The sequence below is a fragment of the Actinomadura coerulea genome (assembly GCF_014208105.1).
Classification (GTDB): Bacteria; Actinomycetota; Actinomycetes; order Streptosporangiales; family Streptosporangiaceae; genus Spirillospora; species Spirillospora coerulea.
In genome coordinates this window covers 2820554-2843195 of the sequence record NZ_JACHMQ010000001.1, presented here as the reverse complement: position 1 = coordinate 2843195, position 22642 = coordinate 2820554, and the positions used below count along the sequence as shown (strand labels likewise).

At 71.6% G+C, this 22642-nt stretch carries 20 protein-coding genes; 11 read left to right on the top strand and 9 right to left on the bottom strand.

Annotated features, from left to right (window positions below):
* Positions 1-3: 3 nt before the first annotated feature.
* The 4 genes from BKA00_RS13170 to BKA00_RS13155 all read right to left on the bottom strand — a co-directional run bounded on the left by BKA00_RS13170 (position 4) and on the right by BKA00_RS13155 (position 4325).
* Complete coding sequence (locus BKA00_RS13170; protein ID WP_185025171.1) at positions 4-735, bottom strand: SDR family NAD(P)-dependent oxidoreductase; 732 nt, start codon at positions 733-735, stop codon at positions 4-6.
* 28 nt (positions 736-763) lie between these two features.
* On the bottom strand, positions 764-2398 hold the full coding sequence (locus tag BKA00_RS13165; protein WP_185025170.1) for a phytoene desaturase family protein: 1635 nt from the start codon (positions 2396-2398) through the stop codon (positions 764-766).
* Positions 2391-3485 (bottom strand): Ldh family oxidoreductase, encoded by a 1095-nt coding sequence (locus BKA00_RS13160; protein ID WP_185025169.1) that lies wholly within the window; start codon positions 3483-3485, stop codon positions 2391-2393. Before BKA00_RS13160 ends, BKA00_RS13165 begins: the two co-directional genes overlap by 8 nt.
* A 105-nt stretch (positions 3486-3590) precedes the next feature.
* On the bottom strand, positions 3591-4325 hold the full coding sequence (locus BKA00_RS13155; RefSeq protein WP_221493138.1) for an SDR family oxidoreductase: 735 nt from the start codon (positions 4323-4325) through the stop codon (positions 3591-3593).
* Between the two features lie 104 nt (positions 4326-4429).
* Here BKA00_RS13155 and BKA00_RS13150 point away from each other — a divergent pair, with 104 nt between their 5' ends.
* The 9 genes from BKA00_RS13150 to BKA00_RS13110 all read left to right on the top strand — a co-directional run bounded on the left by BKA00_RS13150 (position 4430) and on the right by BKA00_RS13110 (position 15431).
* Positions 4430-5371, top strand: a complete 942-nt coding sequence (locus BKA00_RS13150) for a LysR family transcriptional regulator (RefSeq protein WP_185025167.1) — start codon at positions 4430-4432, stop codon at positions 5369-5371.
* A gap of 424 nt (positions 5372-5795) precedes the next feature.
* Positions 5796-6911, top strand: a complete 1116-nt coding sequence (locus tag BKA00_RS13145; RefSeq protein ID WP_185025166.1) for a sugar ABC transporter substrate-binding protein — start codon at positions 5796-5798, stop codon at positions 6909-6911.
* Positions 6904-8409 (top strand): sugar ABC transporter ATP-binding protein, encoded by a 1506-nt coding sequence (locus tag BKA00_RS13140; protein WP_185025165.1) that lies wholly within the window; start codon positions 6904-6906, stop codon positions 8407-8409. The genes BKA00_RS13145 and BKA00_RS13140 overlap by 8 nt, the downstream gene beginning before the upstream one ends.
* The gene (locus tag BKA00_RS13135; protein ID WP_185025164.1) at positions 8406-9458 is read left to right on the top strand and encodes an ABC transporter permease; all 1053 of its coding nucleotides are present in this window, start codon (positions 8406-8408) and stop codon (positions 9456-9458) included. Before BKA00_RS13140 ends, BKA00_RS13135 begins: the two co-directional genes overlap by 4 nt.
* Before the next feature lie 123 nt (positions 9459-9581).
* Positions 9582-10934, top strand: coding sequence for a cytochrome P450 (locus BKA00_RS13130; RefSeq protein ID WP_185025163.1), 1353 nt, complete (start codon positions 9582-9584; stop codon positions 10932-10934).
* The gene (locus tag BKA00_RS13125) at positions 10931-11938 is read left to right on the top strand and encodes a PDR/VanB family oxidoreductase (protein WP_230299017.1); all 1008 of its coding nucleotides are present in this window, start codon (positions 10931-10933) and stop codon (positions 11936-11938) included. The genes BKA00_RS13130 and BKA00_RS13125 overlap by 4 nt, the downstream gene beginning before the upstream one ends.
* Before the next feature lie 42 nt (positions 11939-11980).
* On the top strand, positions 11981-12769 hold the full coding sequence (locus tag BKA00_RS13120) for an alpha/beta fold hydrolase (protein WP_185025162.1): 789 nt from the start codon (positions 11981-11983) through the stop codon (positions 12767-12769).
* Positions 12770-12869: 100 nt separating this feature from the next.
* Entirely contained in the window at positions 12870-13808 is a 939-nt protein-coding gene (locus BKA00_RS13115; RefSeq protein WP_185025161.1) for an amidohydrolase family protein, read from the top strand.
* Positions 13809-13820: 12 nt separating this feature from the next.
* Positions 13821-15431 carry a phytoene desaturase family protein gene (locus tag BKA00_RS13110; protein WP_185025160.1) on the top strand — a complete coding sequence of 537 codons (1611 nt, stop codon included), beginning with the start codon at positions 13821-13823 and terminating at the stop codon, positions 15429-15431.
* A gap of 48 nt (positions 15432-15479) precedes the next feature.
* On the opposite strand, the gene BKA00_RS13105 is transcribed toward BKA00_RS13110, so the two are convergent.
* Together BKA00_RS13105 and BKA00_RS13100 are read right to left on the bottom strand one after the other, a co-directional pair.
* Complete coding sequence (locus tag BKA00_RS13105; RefSeq protein ID WP_185025159.1) at positions 15480-16604, bottom strand: glutamate ligase domain-containing protein; 1125 nt, start codon at positions 16602-16604, stop codon at positions 15480-15482.
* 180 nt (positions 16605-16784) lie between these two features.
* Positions 16785-18335 (bottom strand): sensor histidine kinase, encoded by a 1551-nt coding sequence (locus BKA00_RS13100; RefSeq protein ID WP_185025158.1) that lies wholly within the window; start codon positions 18333-18335, stop codon positions 16785-16787.
* A 52-nt stretch (positions 18336-18387) separates the two neighbouring features.
* Here BKA00_RS13100 and BKA00_RS13095 point away from each other — a divergent pair, with 52 nt between their 5' ends.
* On the top strand, positions 18388-19086 hold the full coding sequence (locus tag BKA00_RS13095; RefSeq protein WP_185025157.1) for a response regulator: 699 nt from the start codon (positions 18388-18390) through the stop codon (positions 19084-19086).
* Positions 19087-19321: 235 nt separating this feature from the next.
* On the opposite strand, the gene BKA00_RS40415 is transcribed toward BKA00_RS13095, so the two are convergent.
* Positions 19322-19534, bottom strand: a complete 213-nt coding sequence (locus BKA00_RS40415; protein WP_338072198.1) for an aromatic-ring hydroxylase C-terminal domain-containing protein — start codon at positions 19532-19534, stop codon at positions 19322-19324.
* A gap of 182 nt (positions 19535-19716) precedes the next feature.
* On the opposite strand from BKA00_RS40415, the gene BKA00_RS13090 reads away from it, so the two are divergent.
* Positions 19717-20031: a hypothetical protein gene (locus BKA00_RS13090; RefSeq protein WP_185025156.1), complete on the top strand. Its 315-nt coding sequence runs from the start codon at positions 19717-19719 to the stop codon at positions 20029-20031.
* Between the two features lie 58 nt (positions 20032-20089).
* Here the strand turns inward: BKA00_RS13090 and BKA00_RS13085 are convergent, their stop codons facing one another.
* Together BKA00_RS13085 and BKA00_RS13080 are read right to left on the bottom strand one after the other, a co-directional pair.
* On the bottom strand, positions 20090-21526 hold the full coding sequence (locus BKA00_RS13085) for an aldehyde dehydrogenase family protein (protein WP_185025155.1): 1437 nt from the start codon (positions 21524-21526) through the stop codon (positions 20090-20092).
* Positions 21523-22599 carry a zinc-binding dehydrogenase gene (locus BKA00_RS13080; protein ID WP_185025154.1) on the bottom strand — a complete coding sequence of 359 codons (1077 nt, stop codon included), beginning with the start codon at positions 22597-22599 and terminating at the stop codon, positions 21523-21525. The genes BKA00_RS13085 and BKA00_RS13080 overlap by 4 nt, the downstream gene beginning before the upstream one ends.
* Between the last annotated feature and the right edge of the window lie 43 nt (positions 22600-22642).

The window sequence follows — 22642 nt, the reverse complement described above, 5'->3', positions numbered from 1 at the left end:
GCGTCACTCCTTACTGAGGGCACGGTCGCGGCTCAGTTGGGAGCCGGTCATCGTGGCGGCGTCGGACAGCAGGAACATCAGTGGGCCGACCACGTCGTCGGGTGCGCCGATCCCCGTCGTCCGCCCCCAGTGCTCGCGCTCGCCGCCTTCCGGGTTGGCCAGACGGAACTGCGGGGTGTCGATCACCCCCGGGAGGACGATGTTGACCCGCACCCGGTGCTCGGCCACCTCCGCGGCGAGCGACCTGGCGAAAGGGATCAGCGCGCCCTTGCTCGCGGCGTACGCCGATGCCTGTGCTCGGCCGGCGTGGGCGAGACCGGAGGAGAACACCAGGATCGACCCCGACCGCCGCTCGATCATCGTCGGCAGCACGGCCTGGCAGGCCCACACCACCCCGTCGAGATTGACGGCCAAGGTGCGCCGCCACTCATCGGGGTCCATGGCCACCACGTCGCTGCGCGGCTGGATCGCCGCACCGGCGATCAGCCCGTCGATCCGGCCGTGCCGATCGAGCACGTCCGCAACGCAGGAGAACACGGCGTCCCGGTCTGCCACGTCCACCCGGTGCCGCTCGACACGATCGCGGGGCGGCGGGCCTGGGGAGGGCGCGGCGGTGTCGAGCACGACGGCCGTCCCGCCCGCGGCGGCGTAGGCCTCCGCGACCGCGGCGCCGATGCCGCTCGCACCGCCGGTGACGAGTAGTACCTCGCCAGTGGCGTCGAAGCCGACTTTCATTTGCGCCTCCTGGCGGTCGGTCGGGTGGTCAGCGGGCGGTGCGGCGGCGGCCGAGGCGCGCGGCGGCGCGGACGCGGGCACCGGCGGGGCGGGGCGCGGTCAGCGCCTCGGCCACGAGGTGCCCCGACGCGCCGTTGAGGCCCGCGCCCGGATGCGTCGAGGCCCCGATGTGCCAGAGCCCGCGCACGGGTGTGCTGTGGCGCCGGGCGCCGGGAAGCGGTCGCCAGAAGAAGTTCTGGTCCAACTCGGCGGAGCCGCCGTAGGGATCGCCGAACTCGGCGTTCGGGTTGCCCGCCGCGAGGTCGGCCGGAGTGATCACGTCGATGGCGAGGACCTTCTCTTGGAGGCCGGGGGCATGCCGTTCGACACGGTCGAGCACACGCGCGGCATACCCCCGGGCCAGTTCAGGGGTCCAGGCGCCCGCCGCGTCCAGTTCTCCGGCGGCGTCGCCGACCGGCGCGAAGGGCGTTTCCTGGAGCTGGAGCCACAGGGCGGCGGCGCCCTCGGGCACGCGGGACGGATCGAGCACGTCCTGACGGCCCACGACCACGGTCGGCCGGTCGGGGAGCAGTCCGGCCTCGGCCTGGGCGCAGGCGATGCCCGTGCTCGCGGAGCCGTCGGATACGTGCAGGAGGGGGACACGGGCCAGCCGCTCGTCGCGCCAGCTGGGCGGTGCCGACAGAGCGACATGGATGTGCATCTCGCCGCGTCCGTACCGGAAGCCGCGCGCCTGGCGCAGCACCGTGTCACTGACCGAGCCGGGCGGCAGCAGCCGCCCGTACAGCGCCGTCGGAGTCACGGACGCGACGATGGCGCGGGCCGCCCGCAGGGTCCGGCCACCGGCCACGACGCCGGTCGCGCGCCCGCCTTCGACCGCTATCCGCTCCACGGTCGTGCCGGTGAGGATCTCCACTCCGCGGGCGCGAAGGAGCGACTCGAAGGCCGCGACGAAGCGACCGGCGCCCCCTTCCACCACCGGCAGTCCGGATCCGTGCATCGTCGCCGCCAGGACCGGGATCATGAAACCGCCCGAGGCGTGGTCGGGGGAGAGCCCGGCGTGCAGCAGCCAAGGCGCCCACAGGTGGTCGACCTCCGGACCGTTGAACTCGCGGCGGCACCAGGCGCGGCCGCTGGTGGCCAGGTCACGCGCCCAGGCCTCCGCGCCAGCCCTTCCCAGGCGGCGGACCATCGTGCCGGCGTTCCGCAGCAGCGCGGTGGCGGTGATCTCCGATCCCATCAGCGCGCCGATCTGGTCGGCGTTGTCCGCGAGCCGTCCGAGCGACGCCAGGTAGCGCCGGCGGTCCTCGGCGTCCGCGAAACCGGCGGCGGTCGCCTCGGGGTCGCGGTCGGCGACCACGACGCGCCCGTCGTCTGCGACGCTCGCGGTGAGCGGGCCGTCTGTGTTGCGGTACGTCAGGCCGTGGCGGTGCAGCTCCTCGCCGAGTCGCGCGTAGCCGGGACCGGAGACGAACAGGGGGTGCCAGGCGGAGAACGTGTCGTGGAGGTAGCCGGGGAGCGTGCGCTCGTCCGTGGCGATGAAGCCGCCCAGCCGGCTGTTCGCCTCGACCAGCGTCACCGACCAGCCGGAACCCGCGAGCTCGGCCGCCGCGACCAGGCCGTTCACCCCGGAACCGATCACGATCGCGTCCGTCGCGTCACTCATCCGCTCTCCTCTCTCCGGCTGCTGCGCTCCCTGGCGGGAGGGGGAGGGCGAGCCCCACCCGCTCCGCCTCCTCCAAAAGTGCCCGCAGCGCGCCGTCCGAGACCGGCACGCCCTTCTCGCGGGCGGCGGCGGCACGCGACTCCTCCAACTGTCCCGGCAGGAGCAGCCGGTCCGTCCCCGGCGCCCGCCGGGCACCGGTGACCTGGCCGAGCAGGTCCTCGAGGCGCTCGGCGAACCGCCCGGGGTCGCCGAAGGCGGCCACGTCCAAGGCGAGGAAGAAGTGCGCGCAGTCGTTCGGCACAGCGGTGTCCTTGTACAGCCCGTTCACTCCCGAGCCGTACGCGCCGCCCGAGAGCACCCCCGCGAGCACGTCGATGGCCAGGGCGAGCCCGTAACCCTTCGGGCCCGCCGCGGGCAGGAGCATTCCGGCCAGTGCCGCCTGCGGGTCGGTCGTCGGCCGGCCTTGCGCGTCCGTGGCCCAGTGCGCCGGTATCGGCCGGTCCTCCTGCGCCGCGAGCCGGATCTTGCCGAGCGCCGCCTCGGACAGCGCCATGTCGAGCACGACCGGAGCGGCGCCGGAGCGGGGGACGGCGATCGCCAGGGGATTGTTGCCCGTTACCGGTTCCGCTCCTCCGGGAGCCGGCATCAGCGGCCGGGTGTTGGCCGTCGCGACCCCGACGCAGCCCGCGGCGGCGGCCGCCGCCGCGTACCGGGAGGCGGCGCCGAAATGGAAGGCGTGCCGCACCGTGACGGCGCCGACGCCGTGGGCGCGCGCCTTGGCCACCGCGATCTCCATGGCCTGGTCGCCGGTCAGCTGGCCCAGCGCATGCCGCGCGTCCAGGACGGCGACCGCGCCCCAGTCGACCACGACCTCCGCGCGCTCCCGGGTGGTCACCGAACGGTCGCGCAGCCGCCGCAGGTACATCGGGACCAGCAGCACGCCGTGCGAGGACGTGCCGCGCATGTCGGCGACGACGAGCGACTCGGCGACCGTCCTCGCGGCGCGCTCGGACAGGCCGCCGCCGCGGAAGACGCCGGTCACCGTATCGATGAGCCAGTCCGCCGGCACTGTCGTGGTGCCTGCCATGTTCCCCCCTGCGGATGCCTGCGAATGCCTGCGGATGCCTGTGGATGCCTGCGGATGGGGCGCCGTCGAGACGGCGCGCGGCCCTGAAGTGTGCGACCGGACTTCTCAGGTGAACGCCCGACCGCCGTTGACGTAGAGGTTCTGGCCGGTGACGAAGTCCGAGCCGTGGCCGATGAGGTAGAGCACCGTGCCGACCAGGTCGTCCTGTGTCATCTCGCGCTGGAGGCAGCGCTCCCTGATGATCGTTTCTCCCATGGCGGCGTCCTGCCGGGACGTGTACGCCGGATCGTGCGGAACGTAGCACGGGGAGATGGTGTTCACCGCGATTCCGTACGCCCCGGCCTCGCGCGCGAGAGCCCGGGTGAGCCCCACTATCGCGGATTTGGAGGCGACATAGTGAAGAAAGTGGGGAACGGCGGTGGCGACGGTCATCGACGAAGTGTTGATGATCTTTCCGTAACCGCGGTCCCGCATATAGGGAAAAACCGAGCGGCAGCACAGCCAGGTGCCGCGGACATTGACCTGGAATACCAGGTCCCACTCGTCGACGTCCAATTGGTCGAACGGTGTCTTCTCGATGGCGGAGAAGTATCCGGCATTGTTGACGAGCCCATCGATCCTGCCCCATCTTTCGGCGACCGCCTCGGCCATCCGGTACGTGGCCGCCTCGTCGGTGACGTCGACCTCGACGGCCATCGCCTCACCGCCGGCGTCGTTGATCAGCGCCACGACCTGCCCGGGGTCGGTGATGTCGGCGACCGCGACGCGGTAGCCGGCCCGGCCGAGCGCCTCGCAGTACGCCAGGCCGATGCCCTTGGCGCCGCCCGTGACGATGACCACTTCGTCGTTCTCTCGCCTGTGCTCCATCGGGCCGTCCTTTCGCCAGGTCTCGGCGATGAACGTACTGGTAGCGTTGGTGGATCAGAAACGATTGATATCGATGGATGTCATCGATCCGGCCGATGGTCTCGCTGGGGGGCGCCGTGGGGCTCGCGAGCATCGATCTCAACCTTCTCGTCGCCCTGGACGCGTTGCTCAGTGAATGCAACGTCACGCGGGCGGCCGAGCGCACCTCCGTCGGCCAGCCCGCGATGAGCGCGTCACTGGCCAGACTGCGGAGGCATTTCGACGACCAGTTGTTGATCAGGCAGGGGCGAAACCTGGTGCGGACGCCGCTGGCCGAGACATTGGTCGATCCGGTGCGGGAGGCGCTCTCCGCGGCGGAGGCGGTCTTCGTGCGCTCCCCGGACTTCGATCCCCGAAAGGACCACGCGGCGTTCACCATTATGGCGGCGGACTACGTCACCATGGTGCTCCTGCGCCCGCTGCTGGCAGCGATCGCGGAAGAGGCGCCGCACGTCCGTATCGGAGTCCAGTCGTTCGAGCGGGACTTCGCCGACCGGCTCCGCCGGGGCCATGCCGACATGGTCATCATCCCGACCGAGCTGTCCCGGGGCAGGGTCGCCTTTCCGTACGAGCCGCTGTTCACCGATCGTTACGTACTGATCGTCGACCGGGACAACCCCGATGTGGGGGAGACGGTGACGGTCGAGCAGCTCGCCTCCCTGCGGTTCGTCGCCTACAGCGCGGGCATCCTGTCGATCGTCGACTCGGAACTCGAGGCGCTCGGGCTGCGGCTCCAGGTCGACGTCACCGCGCAGGAGTTCGTGGTCGCCTCGTTCCTGGTCGGGGGCACCCGGCTGGCGAGCTTCGCGCTGGAGAGGCTCGCGAAGCAGCTCGCCGACGTGGCACGGCTCCGCATCGTCGACTGCCCGCTGCCCCTGCGCTCCATTCACGAGACGCTCTACTGGAACCCCCGGCGAACGGAGGACCCGGCCCACCGATGGCTGCGGGGCCGGATCGTCGAACTCGCGCGGAGCCTGTGACCCCCCGGCACCGAGGTCGCGCGAACCTCGCCGGCGGCCCCCGGAAGCGGCTCCCCGGTATCAGCGGTGGTGATGATGTGTATCGACAGCATGCGCTTCCGCCGCTGATCTGTCGGCCTTAGAGTCCGTGTCGAACGATAAGAGCGGAGAGCGGGCATCCCGGATCATCGATGATCTGACGCCCGCCACCATATCCGGGCGGACGTGACCCGGACCCCAGGACGACTCGCTGACCACTTCGTTCGGTGGGTGGCGCGCGGATGCCGAATGCCCGCCCCACGCCGGACCCCTCCCCCTGACGGGCTCCCCTCCGTTTTCTCCGATCGGCCGTCCCGGCCGGACAGAGTAGCCGCCGAGCCGGACGCCCCCCGTCCAGAGGTGCTGGACCATCCGATTCGCTGCGTGGTGACCTAGGAGGCTCGAAATGTATCGATGGAAAGGGGCGGCGGTGCTCCTCGCCGGGGCCCTCGCACTCGGCGGCTGCGCGTCCGGTGAGGGATCGGGCTCCGGTGCACCGGCCGGCGAGGCCGGCGGCTCGATCGTCCCCGAGGCCGTCAAGGCCGTCACCGCCGGGTCCGCGCCGGTGACCTCGCTGACTCTTCCGGACAAGTCCCCCAAGGCCCCGCGGAACAAGCGCATCGTTGCCGTCACGTGCACGAACGAAGGGGACGGCTGTCCGCTGTCCGCCCAGGCCGTCGGGGAGGCGACCCGCCAGTTCGGCTGGGAGGTCAAGGTCATCGACGGCAAGGGCGATCCGGCGGTGTGGAACTCGGCGATCCTCAACGCGATCACCACCAAGGCCGACGCGATCGTCCTGTCGGCGGTGGCGCCGGCGCTGGTGAAGGACGCCCTCGCCAAGGCCAAGGCCGCGGACATCCCCGTGGTGACGATGTTCCAGCCGGTCGTCGCGGGCGATGGGATCTACGGCCACGTCAGGCCCGACCATCCCGCTCAGGGCGAGCTCGCGGCCAACTGGATCATCGCCGACTCCAAGGGCAAGGCCAAGGTCATCGAGGTCGTCGACGCGGAGTTCGTCGAGCTCGGCCAGCGCAGCACCGCGTTCAACTCCCGGCTGAAGAAGTGCGGCGGGTGCGAGGTGGTGGCGACCGTCAACTCGACGCTCGCGACGCTGTCGACCCGGCTGCCGGGCGCGATCACCGCCGCGCTCCAAAAGCACCCCGACGCCGACTACGTCGTGGGCGCCACGGACAACCACTCGCTGTTCGCCTCCCAGGGCATCCAGATGGCGGGCCGCGCCGGCGCCGTCAAGCTCGTCGGCTACGACGGCAACAGCCCGAACTACCGGCTCGTGCGGACCGGCGTCCAGGCGATGGACATCGTCGAGAGCTACTCGCTCCAGGGCTGGCTGGCCGCCGACCTGCTCATCAGGGCGCTGAGCGGCGAACCGGGACGGGACTACGTCCTGCCCAGCCGCCTGTTCACCAAGGGCACCATGCCGGCCGAGCTGTGGGAGACCGAGGCCGACTTCAGGAAGCACCTCACCGAGCGCTGGACGAAGGGCACGGCGGCGAATGACTGAACCGGCCCTGCGCGTCGACGGCCTGACCAAGTCGTTCCTCGGCCAGACGGTCCTGAACGGCGTGGACCTGCGGATCGCCCCGGGCGAGATCCACGCCCTGCTGGGTGAGAACGGAGCCGGCAAGTCCACGCTCATCAAGATCCTCGCGGGAGTCCATGCGGCGGACGCGGGCCGGGTGACCGTGGCGGGCAGGCCGCTGCGGCCGCGGCACCGCCTCGCCGACGCCGCCGCGGCCAGGATGCGGTTCGTGCACCAGGACCTCGGCCTCGTCGACGAACTGGACGTCACCGAGAACATCTGCCTCACGTCGGATTTCAGCTCTCGGGGCGGACTCATCCGCTTCGGAGCCTCGCGGCGCCGGGTCCGCGAGGTGCTCGGCCGGTTGGGCGTGGACATCGATCCGGGCCGGCGCGTCGGCGACCTCGCCCAGGCCGAGAAGGTGATGGTGGCGGTCGCGCGGGCCTTCTCGGCCGAGGCGCGCCTCATCGTCCTCGACGAGGTGACCGCCAGCCTTCCCACACCCGAGGTCGCGCGGCTGAAGGACCTGCTCCACCAGGCATGCCGGCAGGGCACGGCCTTCCTCTTCGTGACGCACCGGCTGGGGGAGGTGTTCGACATGGCGGACGCCGTCACGGTGCTGCGGGACGGGCGGCGCATCGCATCCGCGCGTCCCGCCGACGTGACGCACGACCAGCTGGTCGAATGGCTCGTCGGCCGGTACGTCGCCGCGCTGGCGCCCCGCAGCGGTGAGTCGCACGCGTCGGCGGGCACGCCGGTGCTGCGGGTCAAGGATCTGCGCGCCACCCCCCACCACGCCCCTCTGAACTTCACGGTCGGCGCGGGCGAGGTCGTCGCGTTCACCGGGCTGGTCGGCTCGGGTGCTCGCGAGGTGGTGCGCTGCCTCGCCGGGGCCCAGCGCCCCCAGGAGGGGACGGCGTCGCTGCGCGGGCGGCGGTTCCCCCTCGGCGACCCCGTGGGCGCGGCCGGCCGGGGCAGCCGCTACGTGGCGGGGGACCGGCAGGAGGGCATCGCGCCCGACCTGTGCGTCCGGGAGAACCTCTTCCTGGCGCACTACTGCCACGGCGGACGGGTCCTGCGGCCGCGCCGTGAGCGGCGGGCCGCGGACGACCTGATCGCCCGCTACGACGTCCGGCCGCCCCAGGCGTCCGAGTTGCCGGTGGTCACGCTGAGCGGCGGCAACCAGCAGAAGGTCGCGATCGGCCGGGCGCTTTCGGGCGCCCCCGGGCTGCTCGTGCTCGACGATCCGACCGTCGGCGTGGACATCGGGGCCCGGGTGGCGATCCACCGCCTCATCCGGCAGACGGCGGACACGGGAGTGCCGGTGGTGCTCGCCTCGACGGACTTCTCCGAGGTCGTGTCCGAGGCGCACCGCGCCGTCGTCATGCGCGACGGCCGGGTCGGCGCCGTGCTGAGCGGCGCCGACCTCACCGAACAGCGTCTGATCTCAGAGAGCTACCGAGCACGGGAGGTCGCATGACCACCTCAAGGGCCACGGCGAAGCAGGACGCGCCGACCGGATCGGCAGGCGGCGCGCAGGGGTCCTCCCGCGACCTCGTGGCCAGGATGGGCGCGCGGTACGGGCTGCTCGTCGTCTGGGCGCTTCTCATCGTCGTCTTCGCGGTCCTCAACACCGACGTGTTCCTGCGGCCGCTGACGGCGCAGACCATCGCCTCGACGAAGGCCGTCGTCGCCATCCTCGCGCTGGCCGCCCTGGTGCCGCTGGTGGTCGGCCAGTTCGACCTGTCCGTGGCCTCCCAGTTCGGGCTGGCGCAGGCGCTGTGCGCGGGGCTCATCGTGAAGCAGGGGCTACCGGCCGGGCTCGCGCTGCTGGTCGTCCTGGTGGTGGGCGGCGTCTTCGGCGTGGTCAACGGCTTGCTCGTGGCCGTCGTCCGGATCAACGCGTTCGTCACCACGCTCGCCACCGGAACGCTCGCCGTGGGGCTGACGCAGTTGTACACGGGCGGCGGCCAGATCATCGGGGCGTTCCCCGGGTCCTTCACCGATGCCGGCCGGTCGAGCGCGGCCGGGATCCCGTTGCCGTTCGTGTACGTCCTCGTCATCGTCCTGGCGTTGTGGGCCCTGCTGGAGTACACGCGCTGGGGACGGCGGGCGTTCGCCGTGGGCGGCAATCCCCGCGCGTCGCTGCTTTCCGGAATCAACGTCCGGCGGATGACGATCACGTCCTTCGTCATCGCCGGTGTCATCTCGGGGTTCGCCGGGATACTTCAGGTGATGATTCTCGGCGCCGCGAGTCCGGAGGTCGGCGGGCAGTTTCTGCTTCCGGCGTTCGCCGGTGTCTTCCTCGGCGCGGCGGTACTTCGCCCAGGCCGGTTCAACGCTTGGGGAACGCTGATCGCCGTATATTTCCTGGCGACCGGTATAACCGGGTTGCAGCAACTCGGAGCCGCGTTCTACATCGAGCAGTTCTTCAACGGCTGCGCTCTCCTGATCGCGGTGGCGATAGCGCAGTTCAGCGCGCAACGGCGCAGGCGCGCCGCGGCGTCGCTCGGGCAGGCGCGCGGCTAGGCCGCCCGGTCCGCCGCGCATATGGCGCCGGGATCCGTTGCGGTGGCCTGACCTGCTCGCATGCCGTCGATGGTCTTCATCCCCAGGATCATCATCGAGGTCAATGGCCGATATCGCTGATGATTGTTTCCGCGTGACGGGATTAATGCATACGCTGAGGAGAAGTGCGTTGATGTTCGTATCGAACGTCCCCGCACGAATTATTCTTCAATCGCGACCCGGAGGTGTCCAGTGATAAATGAGTGCCCGGTCCACTTCGACCCGCTCTCGCCCGAGCAATTGGCTGACCCCTACCCCCTTTATTCCCGGATGCGCGCCGAGTGCCCGGTGTTCTACGCGCAGGAGCACGATCTGTGGATCGTCACCCGGCATGAGGACGTGCTGGCGGTCGTCAGGGACACCAAGACTTTCTCTTCCGAGAACGCGGTGCGGGCATCGGTACGCCCCCTTTCCGCGTCGGTGCTCGCGGTTCTCGCGGAGGGATGGCCGCTGTCGCCGACCCTGACCGACAGCGACGGAGACGTGCACCGCCGCCTTCGGTTGCTGGTCTCGAAGGCGTTCACCCCCCGGCGCATCCAGGAGATGGAGGGCCCGGTCCGGCAGATGACAGACGAGCTCATCGACGGCTTCGCGGCCGAGGGGCGGGCCGACATCATCGAGCGGTTCGCGTGGCACCTGCCGCTGGCGACCATCGCCGACATCCTCGGCGTCCCCAGAAAGGACGTCCCGCTGCTCCACCGCTGGAGCTACAGCTGGCTGCGGCTGATGCAGGCGACCGATCCGCCGGAGGAGCTGATGGCCTGCGCCTCGGACGTCGTCTCCATGCAGCGCTACTTCATGGAGGAGCTGCGCCGGAGGGAGCGCGAGGGCGGCTCGGACCTGATGGCCGAACTCCTCACCGCCCGCATCGCCGGCCGCGAGCCGCTCACGACGGTGGAGGCGATGAGGGTCCCGATGAACCTCATCATCGCCGGTCACGTCACCGTGACCCGTGCCATCGGCAACGGTCTCACGACCTTGCTGGCCGCTCCGGAGCAACTGGAGATGGTTCGCCGTGACCCTGACCTGATCCCGACGATGGTCGAGGAGATCCTCCGGTTCGAGTCGCCGGCGCAGGGGCTGTTCCGCACCGTCCGCGAGGACACCGTGCTGGGCGGCGTCACCCTTCCGGCCGGAGCGCGGGTCATGGTGCACTGGGGCTCGGGAAACCGGGACCAGAGCGTGTTCCCCGATCCCGACGCCTTCGACGTCGCGCGAGACTCGGCGACCACCCACCTGGCCTTCGGGAAAGGCGTGCACGCGTGCCTCGGCGCGCCGCTCGCCAGGCTTCAGTTGAAAATCGCCATTCCCCGGCTCCTCGAGCGCCTTCCCGGTCTGCGCCTGGCCCACGGTGCGGACGCCGCCGTCCGGGACACCATCTTCTTCGCGAGGGGCTTCAAGAAGCTGACGCTCGTCTGGGACGCGGAGGCGGCGTGACCGCGAGTGTGATCACGAGTTCCGCCGCCTCGCGCGACCGCGAGCCCGCCGCGGGAACCGGCGAGGCCGAACTGTGCCTCCGCGTCGTTGGCAAGGCCGCCGTCGCACGCGGCGTGGTCGTCCTCGAACTCACGGCGCCGGACGGGCGGGTGCTGCCCGCCTGGTCTCCCGGCGCCCATGTCGACCTCGTGCTCGGGAACGGCCTGATCCGGCAGTACTCCCTGTGCGGTGATCCGCGCCGGAACACGGTGTGGCGGATCGGCGTCCTGAGGGAAGCCGACAGCCGAGGCGGATCCGCCTACGTCCATGACGTCCTCCAGGTCGGCGACGAGGTACGAGTGCGCGGCCCACGGAACAACTTCGCCCTCGCCACGGCGCAGCGGTACGTCTTCGTCGCCGGAGGGATCGGCGTCACCCCGATCCTGCCGATGCTGGTCGAGGCGGAGCGGCGGGGAGCGGCCTGGCACCTCTACTACGGCGGGGGATCCCGGGATTCGATGGCGTTCCTGGACGAGCTGGCGGGCTACGGCGACCGCGTGACGCTGGTCCCGCAGGACGTCTGCGGCCTGCTTGACCTCGACGCGATCCTGGAGGCCCCGGCGGACGGCACGCTCGTCTACTGCTGCGGCCCCGAGGGGCTGCTGGAGGCGGTGACGCGGCGCGCCGAGCCATGGCCGCGGGACACCCTCCGCATCGAGCGGTTCCGCAACCGTGCACCCGCGGAACCCGCGAGGGCCGCCCCGTTCGAGGTCGTCTGCGAGCTGAGCGGCGTCACGCTGGTCGTCGGACCCGGCGAGAGGATCGTCGACGTCGCCGAGGAGGCCGGGGTCGGGGTCATGTACTCGTGCTCGGAGGGAACCTGCGGCACGTGCGAGACCGCGGTGCTGGACGGGGCGGTCGACCACCGCGACGCCTACCTGACCGACGAGCAGCGGGCGGCCGGAGACCGGATGATGATCTGCGTTTCCCGTGCCGCCGGGCCGCGGCTGGTGCTGGACCTGTGATCCCGCCTACGGCCGTCAGACTGGTCCCCAAGGGAGAATGCGATGCGGGTGAACCACTGCTACGTCTCGGTCGGTGACCGCCGGACCCACGTCCTGCACGGTGACGGTCCGATCGACACGCTGTTCCTCCACGGCGCGGGCGGCTCCGCCTGGACGTTCGAGGCGACGATCGACGCGTTGCCGCGCACGCTCGGGTGGGCGTCGGCCGACCTGCTCGGCTACGGGGACAGCTCATGGATCGAGAACCGGGACTACTCGTCCGCCGCCCAGGCCGAGCAGCTCGCCGCGGTCATCGACCGGCTCGACCTCCGGCGGGTCCGGGTCGTCGGCTTCTCCTGGGGCGGGCTGATCGCCCTGGAACTGGCGAAACGCGACCGGCGTGTCGACAGGCTCGCGGTCATCGACATACCGCCCTCGTCGAGCCGGTCCGCCCTGGAGCTGCCGCCGCTGCGGGGGACGTTCCGCACCGTCGCCGAAGGCGTGCGGGCCGTCAGGGCCATCGCGCCGGGGGCGACGCCGGAGGTGGCCGAACGCGAGGCCTGCCTCTCGACGGCGCCCAGCCCTGAGGGGTTCCAGAAGAAGATCGATCCCGCGTTGCTCGTGCGGTGGCAGTTCCAGGACGAGGACCACTGGGAGACGTGGCGGCGCAATGAGCGGGAGACGCTGCTCATTCGCGGCCGGCACAGCTCCGTCCTGAGCGAGGAGGACGCGGGCCGGATGATTGGGCTGGGGAGGCGCGTGTCGCTGGCCGAGATAGCGGGGTGCGGTCATCTCGTCCCCTTGGAACGGCCCCGGGAGCTGGCGTCCGTGCTCAGCCGCTTCCTGGCCTGAGCGGACCGCACGGCTCGTGGATCACCGTCCGCCCCCGGCGCCGCGCGCACCGATCGTGCCATCGGCGGCAAGGGCGAAGACAAGGAGAACTGACCGCCCAATGCCCGGCTACGACCTGCACACCCATCTCGCCCCGGCTCTCCCAGAGCTTCCGCCGGGGATCGAGCGCGCGCCGGACGGCGCCCTCGCGGTCGACGGCCGTCCCGTCGGACCGGTCGACCTCTACCACGCGGAACGCCTGGAGGAGCACTTGGACAAGGCCGGCCTGGACGGCGCGGTGGTCTCGCTACCGCCGCCGTTCTTCCGGCAGACGCTGCCGATCGAATGGACGCCCGCCTGGGTGCGCGTGGTGAACGAAGGGCTGCTCGCCGCCGTCGCGGGGGCACCGCGGCTGGCCCCCTTGGCGTACCTTCCGCTGGAGCACCCCGAGGCGGCCCTCGCCGAGTACCGGCGCATCGGGCGAGACCTTCGGTTCGTCGGGGTGGCGGCGGCCGCCGGCGGCCTCTCGGTGTCCCTGGCCGACACCCGCCTGGACCCGCTCTGGGCGGCGCTGGAGGTCGACCGACGCCCGCTCATGCTGCACCCTGGGGCTTCGCCCGACATCCGGCTGCGCGAGTTCTACCTCGGGAACCTGCTCGGCAACCCGTCTGAGACCGGACTGGCGGCGGCGCAACTGGTGTTCGGCGGCGTGCTGTCGCGTCACCCGGCGCTCAAGGTGCTCCTCGTCCACTGCGGGGGTGTCGCGCCGGCCGTGGCCGGCCGGTGGCAGCGCGGTGCGGACACCGCCAGGCCGGGGATACCGTCCGAGACCGAACCCCCCGCGCACGCACTCCGGCGGCTGTTCGTGGACTGCTTGGCCCACGACCCTGCCGTGGTGGACCTGGCCGTCACGGTCTTCGGGGCCGACCGGATGGTGCTCGGCAGCGATTGGCCGTTCCCGATGGGGACCGCCGACCCGGTCGGCCTCGTCGCCCACCGCGGAACGGCGTTCACCCGGCGCGTCGGGGTGAGCAACGCCGAAGCGTGGCTCGGGTGGTAGAAGGGAAGGCAGATGGAAGAGTACGACGCCGTCGTCATCGGAGGCGGCCATAACGGGCTGGTGGCAGCGCTTTACCTGGTGCGCGCCGGATGGTCGGTCGCCGTCCTGGAGCAGGCCGGAGCCGTCGGCGGTGCCATCGCCAGCGGGGAGGTCACCCTTCCGGGGTTCGTGCACGACCTGTACGCCACCAACCAGAACCTCTTCGTCGCGTCCCAGGCCCACGCCGACTTCGGCCCGGACTTGGCCCGCCACGGGTTGCGCTTCCGGGTCTGCGACCGGCCGTTCGCCAACGCGTTCCCCGGGGGCCGGAGCCTGCGGGTCTACTGCGGGTACGAACGCACCCTCGACGGGCTGGCCGCGCACGACGCCGGTGACGCCGAAGGGTTCGCCGACCTGTACCGCTTCTACCAGCGGTTCGCCCCGCACCTGTTCAGGTTCTACGGCTGTGCCGTGCCCTCGGCCGCAGCCGCCCGTGAAGCGGCGCGCCTGCTGGCGCGGCACAGGCTCCGCGGGGCCGGTGAGCTGGTAAGGACGCTGCTGATGAGCACCCGGGAGCTGGGGGAGTCCCTGTTCGCCACCCGGGAGGCGCGGGCGATGGCGGCCTGCTGGGGGATGCATCTCGATCTCGCCCCCGATGTCGCGGGCGGCGCCGTCTTCCCGATCCTGGAGATCTTCTCTGACATGGAGACCGGGATGGCCGTGGTGGAGGGAGGGGCGGGACGCCTGCCCGAGGCGCTCGCCGCCGTCGTCGCCGAGGGCGGCGGCACCGTCCGCACCGGCGTGGAGGTCGACCGTGTCCTGTGCCGTAACGGGCGCGCGGCCGGGGTCCGCACGACCGACGGTACCCGCGTGGCAGCGCGTCGTGCGGTGATCGCCAACGTCGGGCCGCGCGCGCTCTACGAACGGCTGCTCCCCCCAGCGGGGGTTCCCGCGAGTGTCCGGCGCGGGATCCGCACCTACCAGTACGGCCCCGGGACGCTGATGCTCCACCTGGCCCTGGACGGGCCGGTACCGTGGGCCGCGGGCGGGGAGCTCTCCCGTTTCGGCTACGTCCACGTCGCCCCGTACGTGGACGACCTGGCCCGCACCTACGCGGAGGCCCAGGCAGGGCTGCTGCCCGCCGATCCGCTGCTCGTCGTCGGGCAGACCTCGGCGATCGACCCGGGCAGGGCGCCCGCCGGCCGGGACACGCTGTGGGTTCAGGTCCGCGCGGTGCCGGCGGAGATCCGCGGCGACGCCGCCGACGTCATCCGAGGCCGAGCATGGCCGGACGTCGCCGACGCGATGACCGAACGGGTGCTGGCCAAGCTCGAGCGGTACGCGCCTGGTGTCACCGGCCTGGTCGCGGCGTGCGCCGCGCTCACCCCCCGCGACCTGGAGGAGGCGAACCCGAACCTGGTCGGAGGAGACAATGGCGCCGGCAGCCACCACCTCACCCAGAACTTCATGTTCCGTCCGCTCGCCGGGCACAGCCGCTACCGCACCGCGGTCCCCGGGCTCTACCTGACCGGCGCGGCGACCTGGCCGGGGGCCGGTACCAACGCCACGTCCGGGCGGCTGACCGCGCGGCAGGTGCTCCGGGACGCTCATGGCGGCCGGCGACGGCTCCGCGCGCGCCGGTAGTCGTGGCCGGGCGACATCCCGGAGGCCGTGGGCCGACGGGCCCTCGGTTCAGGAGGCCGTCTGGTAGGCCCGGGGGCCCGTCTCACCGAGGCCGTCGAGAACCTCACCGGCGAGGTGCTCGGCGGGCGGCTCGGTGCCGAGGACCACGACTACGTCCCCCGGCCGGGTTTGCTCAGTGATCTCCTTGACCGCCCGGCCGATGTCGGGGCGACGGGCACCGGCGATGCGGTGGATGCGGTGCGAGGGCCTGGGAGGCTCAAGCGTCACGACCTGTTCGACGGCCTGCCGCGCGGAGACCGTGATGGTGTGCGCGAGCGCGGGATCGGCGACTGCCAGGACGCGTACCCGGCCCTGTCCGCCCGTCAGTTCCCGGGCGGCGGCGAGGTCCGCGCTGATCGAATCGTGATGGCGGGCCACCGAGTCGATCACGGTCACGGAGTGCGTCCGGCCCGCGATGGTGAGGTGCCGGTGCACCCCCTGGTAGCTCTCCAGGGCCCCGGCCGCCTCCATGGGGGCAATGCCGAGGGCCATGGCGGCGGCCAGCGCCGCCATGGCGTTGTCCGCGTGTGCCGGCACGGGCACGTCCGCCCAGAGGACTTCGCGGTTCGGGCCCCGGGCGACGATGCGGCACCCGCTCCCGGTCCACCGGGAGTCCACGGTCCAGGTAGCTCCGGGGCCAGGACCGTAGGTCACCAGGTTGTCGAGGCCTGCGCCTTTCGCGAGCCCGGACTTCTCACTGTGAGGGGCGATCACCGTGGCGACCTGGTCGATCCATGCGGGGACCTCGCCAGGATCGGTCCCGCCGAACACGCACAGGTCGGGTACGGACTCGGCCGGCACGGACGAAGTGGCCTCCAGTATCAGAGGACCGCCTGCGCCCTGCCCGACCCGTGACCGGAGACCGTAGCCGACCAGATCCGCCCCGAGGATCCAGGAAGGCGCGCTTTCAAGGACGCTCAGGATATGGGCGAGCATCGCGCCCGTGCACGTCTTGCCGCGGAGCCCGGCCACCCCGATGGACAGAGGGGAGTTCATGACCTCCTGAAGCGCCTGACCGCGGTCGAAGGTGTGGACGTCCGGGCCGCGGGCGAGGGTCTCCACCTCGCCCTCGATCTCGCCTTCCACCGCGCCGCCGCCTGCGACGGCGTGCTTGGGCAGGATGTTGCTGATCATGACGGTCCCTCGTTTCCAAAACGGGTACCCGGCCTGTGCGGGACGCGGGGATGCGGCCGCTGCCGGTCCCCTCGCACCGATGCGCCGGCGATACCGCCAGTCTGGTCGTTCGCAGGCCCTCGCGTCATCAAGGCCAGCCGCCAACCCTCAGCGGGGGTGGCCGGGTACGCGGAATACCTGCTAGCTGGTATGCGCAGCCGGAGCCGGGCCGGCGGGAAGTAGGGCTTCCAACCGGGTACCGCCGCCGGGAGGGCTGTTGATCGCGATCGTTCCTCCCAGCGCCTCGATCCGATCGATGAGTCCGATCAGTCCCGAGCCTGCCGAGGGGTCCGCACCTCCCAGGCCGTCGTCGCTCACGCACAGGGACAGTCCGTCGCCCCCGGCCTCCGCCCGCACATCGACGGACATCGCGCCCGCGTGCTTGGCGACGTTGGCCAACGCCTCCGCCACGAAGTAGTAGGCGGCGACCTCTGTGGCCTGAGGGAGCCTGCCCTCGATCCGCGCGTCGAGATCCACGGCGACAGGGCACCGCCGGGCCAGTGCCCTGAGCGCGGGCCGCAGGCCTCCCTCGCTCAGGATGGCGGGGTGGATGCCGCGGGAGATCTCCCGCAGTTCCTCCAGAGCGGCGGCCAGTCCGCCGGCGATCGCCGCGACCCTGGACCGCAGTTCGGGCTGTTCCGGTGGAACGAGGGCCTCGACGGCGCGCAGGTCCAGCGCCAGGGAGACGAGTCTTTGCTGGGTGCCGTCGTGCAGGTCGCGCTCGATGCGCTGGCGGGTCTGGTCGGTCGCCGCCACCACCCGCGCCCGGGAGGCGATGAGGTCGTCACGTGCCTGGGCGTTGGCGATGGCGGTGCCGAGCAGATCGGTGAAGCGGGAGAGCCTCCATTCGATCCCGTCGGGCAGGGGGTCATTGCGATTGGAGGCGGCGGCCAGCCCCCACACCCGGCCGTTGACGACGACCGGCACGGCCACCGCCGCGCCGATGTCGTACCGGCGCAGGGCCGCGGCGAGGTCACCGGGGGCGTCGGCGTAGCTGTCGATCCGGCTGGGCTTGCCGGTGCGAAGGACCTTGGCCGCCAGGTTCTGGCCTTCGGTCGACACCCGGGTGCCCACCGGGAGGCCTGATCCGATCCTGCTGTACCTGCCCACCACCAGGACTGTGCGGTCGGCCTCGAACCGCGAGAGGGAGGCGCCGTTGGTCCCCGCCGCCAGCGCGATCTCCTTGGCCATCGCGGCGTACACCTTGGACGGCGCCGCCCCGGATGCGACGAGCATCGCGACCCGCCGCAACGCGGCCTGCTCACCCTCGAAGTGTGGCTCCGCCGGGTGTTCTGCGAACATGCCGGGCTGGGCGTCCGGCGAGCGATGCGGGTGCAGGCCCCATGTGAGGCGGTCCTTGAACGTGCCCGAGTCGGAGGGACCGGCCGTGGGCCGGTCGGCCATGCCCGCCGTCCTTCGCCGCCGGGAGACGGCCCGGCGCAGGAGGCCGAGTCCCAGGCCGGCGAGCACAATCGACGTGATGGTGATGATCGAAACTGGGACGGTCAGCGAAGCCAGGGCCATCTCGACGACCGGCGCCTCGTGGGCGGCCGGCCACGGCGAGATCGCTCGCTCCGCTCCGAGGGGCGCCAGCGCGATGAATGCAGGGCGCAGATGGTGGGTCCCGTCCATGCCGGACACGCCGGACGGGAGCGATGTTCCCTCGCCGCGTCTTGTTCGGATCCCCGTCATCCGACCAGCATATTTCCTGGTTTCGGACAGACCCATATATGCTGTTCTTGGGATGGACGCAGTCGGAGACACCCGGACGACGCAGGGCGGCGAGGCCTCGGCGTCCACGCGCGTGGTGTTGGCGGACGACGATGTCCTGCTCCGCGAGGGCATCGCGAGCCTGCTGGGCCGGTCCGGCTTCGAGGTGGTGGGACAGGCGGAGGACGCCTCGCAGTTGCTCGCACTGGTCAGCGAGCGCCGACCCGACCTGGCCATCGTCGACATACGCATGCCCCCTACGCAGACCGACGAGGGCCTGCGGGCGGCGCGGACCATCCGGGACCGGCATCCCCAGATCAGCATCGCCGTACTCTCGGCGTACGTCGAGGTGGAGCCTGCGATGGAGTTGCTCGCCGGCGGGCGGGGGATCGGTTACATGCTCAAGAGCCGCGTCACCGACGTGACGGAGTTCATCGAGACGCTGCAGCGGCTCATCAGAGGCGGCTCGGTCGTCGACCCGTCACTTGTGCAGGAACTCGTCGCGGCCCAGCGGCGCGATGATCCCCTGGGGATTCTCACCCCGCGTGAGCGCGACGTGCTCGCGCTGATGGCACAGGGACTCTCCAACGTCGGCATAGCCCGCGAACTCTGGGTCGCCGAGGGAACGGTCGAGAAGCATGTGCACAGCATTCTTACCAAGCTCCCGCTCGGTGACACCAACGACGACCATCGGCGCGTCCTGGCCGTCCTCGCATACCTGGACGCCCGTTAGAAATCTTCCGGCGGGGCCTCCAGCGGCTCGGTTCCGCGTCTCTGGAACAGCGGCGAGAGCAACCGGAAGCGAGGCCCAGAGGAGAGCACCTCGCTGATCGTCATGGGCGAAACCGGTGATCCAACACCCTGAACTGAAAGCTGATCAACACCCCGGATTTTGGACCCTCCGAAGGATGCGGCCGAACGGCCGACGGCGTTCGGGCGTCGCGACCGTTCGGCTGCGTGCCGGCTGGTCAAGGTGTGGCGCGGGCGGGTTCGACGACGCCGAACCACCGCTGCAAGGCTGCCCGGAGTTCTTCCATTTCCGTGGGCTCTGGTTGGGGTGATGCGCATGCCCAGGCCACGTAGCAGTCTGGCCGGAGAAGCAGGGCGGTGGGCCCTGGGGTCTGGGGGCGCGCGGTCATGATGTCGACTCGGTGCTGCCGCAGGGCGAGCGTCTCCGCCAGCGATGCCTCTTCGGTGTGCGGCGCCGTCCTACTGGATCCAATATGCGCTCAACCAGCTTCATGATCTGGCGAAACAGTTGAGAGGGGATCCACCCCGTGGAAGTCTTCTCGAGGTTCAGCACGAGGAGGAGCGATGCCTGAAGCACGTCGGCGTGGTCGAAGGCGGGTTGAGTGCTCGCCGCATGTCCGCGCAGGTCCCGCGCCGGGTTGGACTGGAGGACGTCCTGTTGGGCGCCGGCCGGCCCGTCGCCATGACCGAACGAGCCGTCCGCTACCTCGCCAAGATGCGCGAGGGCGCCACCGCCACCGGCCATCTCGGCGGCACCGTCATCACCCGCAACGGAGATGACGTCCGCTGGTGGAACTGGGCCGGCTACCGGGCGAACGCCGTCCTCACCGTCACATCTCGCCGACCTGGACCGCGCTCGACCGATCCCGGCGACCACCCGGTCGATCGGCTCTTGGCCCGGTCTCGCCCCGGCCCCCGCCCGGACTGACGCGGGTGTCGAGGCTCCGCTTGGAGAACGAGCCCGGTTCGAGTCGTCGAGTGGAGCGTCAGTCGGCTGGATGCACGGTTGCGCGGAGTTCGGTGTAGGAGTCGAGTGCGTAGGTGCCGCCGCTGCGTCCCAGGCCACTGGCCTTGGTGCCGCCGAAAGGCAGGTCGCCTCGGCGGGCGCAGGTGTTGATGCCGACCTGTGCGGCGGCCAGCCGGGCGGCTATGCGGCGCGCCGCGTCGAGGTCGCGCGAGTAGACCTGGTCGGTCAGGCCGTAGCGCGTCGAGTTGGCGATGGCGACCGCCTCGTCGTCCGAGGACGACGGGGTGACGCAGATGACCGGGCCGAACGCCTCCTCCTGCATGACCGTCGCCTCAGGGCCGACGCCGGTCACGAGGGTGGCGGGGTGGAAGTAGCCGTGGGCTGGGACGTTCGCGGCGGTGTGCGCCGTTCCGCCTTCGGCGCGGGCACTGGCCACCAGCGCGGCGACGCGGTCGCGCTGCGCCGCGCTGATCAGGGGCACGGTGGTCGTCGCGGGGTCTCGCGGGTCGCCGTGCACGAGGCCGTCCAGCGCGGTGCACAGGCGGCCGACCAGCTCGTCGTGCACCGCGGCGTCGGCGATGACGCGGGCGGGCGTCACGCAGATCTGCCCGGAGTGGACCGTCCATGCCCGGGTCGCGCCGGCGACGACGGCGTCGAGGTCCGCATCGGCGCGGACGACGAGGGCGCCCTTGCCGCCGAGTTCGAGGAGGAGCCGCTTCATGCCCGGTGCCGCCGACCGGTAGATCTCGGTGCCGACGACCGTGCTGCCGGTGAAGCTGATCGCGCCGACCTCGGGGTGGCCGACCAGTGCGGCGCCGGGCTCGGCGCCCGCGCCCGTCACCAGGTTGACCGCGCCCGCCGGTGCGCCCTCCGCCCGCAGGGCCTCGTTGAGCGCCTCGGTGAGCGCGATGACGAGCAGCGGGTCCTGCGGGGCGGGCTTCATCACCACGGTGTTGCCCGCGAACAGGGCGGGGGCGATCTTCCCCACCATCGCGAGCAGCGGGAAGTTGTAGGGGCTGATGCAGCCGACCACGCCGACCGGGGTGCGCGTGACCGTTCCGGCGAGGCCCGACGCCACGGGTTCCGCCGGGACGGTGAGCAGGTCGGCGGGCAGGGTCGACCAGTGCCGGAGCCGGGCCAGCGCCGCGTCCACCTGGGTCTGCTCGGCGACGGCGCGGCGGGCGCCCGTGTCGGCGATGGCCAGGTCGACGAGTTCGGCGCGGCGGGCTTCGAGCAGTTCGCCGGCGCGGCCGAGCACGCGGCGGCGGGTCTCGACCGGGGTCGCCGCCCAGGCGTCGCGCGCGTCGGCGGCGGCGGCCACGGCGGCGTCGGCCGTGGTGCGGTCGCCGTCGGCGACCTCGGCGATGACCTGCTCGGTGTAGGGGTCGGTGATCTCGTACGTCGCCGGGGTGCTCAGCTCGTCGCCGGCGATGAGGTGGTGGGCGGTCGTGGTCACGAGGTGCTCCTGAAGCGGAGGAAGCCGCGGTCGATGCGGCCGTTGCGGAGGTCGTCGACGAGTTGTTCCGCGTCCTCCAGGGGCACGACCGCCGAGACGAGCGGGGTCAGGTCGAGTTCACCACGCAGGACGCGCTCGGCGAGCTCGGGCAGTTTCCGGTGCGGGTCGACCGAGCCCAGGCGGCAACCGAGCAGGGACTTGTCGTGGAACAGTTCGCGCACCACGAGGTCGATGGACGCGCCGGTCGGCGGCAGCCCGAGGATGACGGCCCGTCCGCCCCAGGCGAGGGCCTTGACGGAGGCTTCGAGGAGTCCGGTGTGGCCGGCGCACTCGAACGCGGCGTCCACGCCGCCGGGCACCAGCGCCTGGACGGCCGGGACGATCTGGGCCGGATCACTCGGGACGATGAAGTCGGTGGCCCCGCAGGTGCGGGCGATCTGCTCCTTCGCCGGGTTGCGGTCGACGACCACGATGCGGTCCGCGCCGGCCGCCCTGGCGGCGAGGACGGCGTTCAGCCCGATCCCGCCGGCGCCGGTCACGAGCACGGTCTCGCCGGCGCGGAGCCGGGCGCGGTCCTCCACTGCGCCGAACGCGGTGACCGTGGCGCATCCGAGCATGGCGGCGACCGGGTCGGAGATCTCGGAGGGGATCGGGATGACCTGCTCCTGAGCCACCACGATCCGCTCGGCGAAGGCGCCGAGCTTGACGAACTGGTGCACGATGTCGCCGCCGCGGGAGAACGGGCTGTCGACGATCTGGCCGGATGCGGGGCACAGGGTCGGACGGCCTTCGCGGCAGTGGCGGCACTCGCCGCATCGGCGCAGGACGGTGAGCACGACCCGCTGCCCCACGGGCACGTCGGTGCCGGGGCCCGCCGCGGTGACCGCGCCGACGGCCTCGTGGCCGAGGACGGCGGGCGTGGGCTGGGGGATGCGGCCTTCCATCGGGCTGATGTCGCTGTGGCACAGGCCGGCCATGGCGATGTCGACGGCGACTTCGCCCGGGCCCGGCGGGCGGACGTCGATCGTCGAGTCGACGTGGAGACCTGTTCCGTCCCAGACCAGCGCGCGCACCGGCACCCTCCCTCTCTTGGTTCTATTCATTCCAATCTGCTTT

Excerpts from the sequence above, each read along its gene's own strand:
- BKA00_RS13170 (WP_185025171.1), bottom strand. The coding sequence starts at position 735 with ATGAAAGTCGGCTTCGACGCCACTGGCGAGGTACTACTCGTCACCGGC.
- BKA00_RS13165 (WP_185025170.1), bottom strand. The coding sequence starts at position 2,398 with ATGAGTGACGCGACGGACGCGATCGTGATCGGTTCCGGGGTGAACGGC.
- BKA00_RS13090 (WP_185025156.1), top strand. The coding sequence starts at position 19,717 with ATGTCCGCGCAGGTCCCGCGCCGGGTTGGACTGGAGGACGTCCTGTTG.
- BKA00_RS13140 (WP_185025165.1), top strand. The coding sequence starts at position 6,904 with ATGACTGAACCGGCCCTGCGCGTCGACGGCCTGACCAAGTCGTTCCTC.
- BKA00_RS13100 (WP_185025158.1), bottom strand. The coding sequence starts at position 18,335 with ATGACGGGGATCCGAACAAGACGCGGCGAGGGAACATCGCTCCCGTCC.
- BKA00_RS13145 (WP_185025166.1), top strand. The coding sequence starts at position 5,796 with ATGTATCGATGGAAAGGGGCGGCGGTGCTCCTCGCCGGGGCCCTCGCA.
- BKA00_RS13105 (WP_185025159.1), bottom strand. The coding sequence starts at position 16,604 with ATGATCAGCAACATCCTGCCCAAGCACGCCGTCGCAGGCGGCGGCGCG.
- BKA00_RS13115 (WP_185025161.1), top strand. The coding sequence starts at position 12,870 with ATGCCCGGCTACGACCTGCACACCCATCTCGCCCCGGCTCTCCCAGAG.
- BKA00_RS13120 (WP_185025162.1), top strand. The coding sequence starts at position 11,981 with ATGCGGGTGAACCACTGCTACGTCTCGGTCGGTGACCGCCGGACCCAC.
- BKA00_RS13110 (WP_185025160.1), top strand. The coding sequence starts at position 13,821 with ATGGAAGAGTACGACGCCGTCGTCATCGGAGGCGGCCATAACGGGCTG.
- BKA00_RS13135 (WP_185025164.1), top strand. The coding sequence starts at position 8,406 with ATGACCACCTCAAGGGCCACGGCGAAGCAGGACGCGCCGACCGGATCG.
- BKA00_RS13150 (WP_185025167.1), top strand. The coding sequence starts at position 4,430 with ATGTCATCGATCCGGCCGATGGTCTCGCTGGGGGGCGCCGTGGGGCTC.
- BKA00_RS13160 (WP_185025169.1), bottom strand. The coding sequence starts at position 3,485 with ATGGCAGGCACCACGACAGTGCCGGCGGACTGGCTCATCGATACGGTG.
- BKA00_RS13095 (WP_185025157.1), top strand. The coding sequence starts at position 18,388 with ATGGACGCAGTCGGAGACACCCGGACGACGCAGGGCGGCGAGGCCTCG.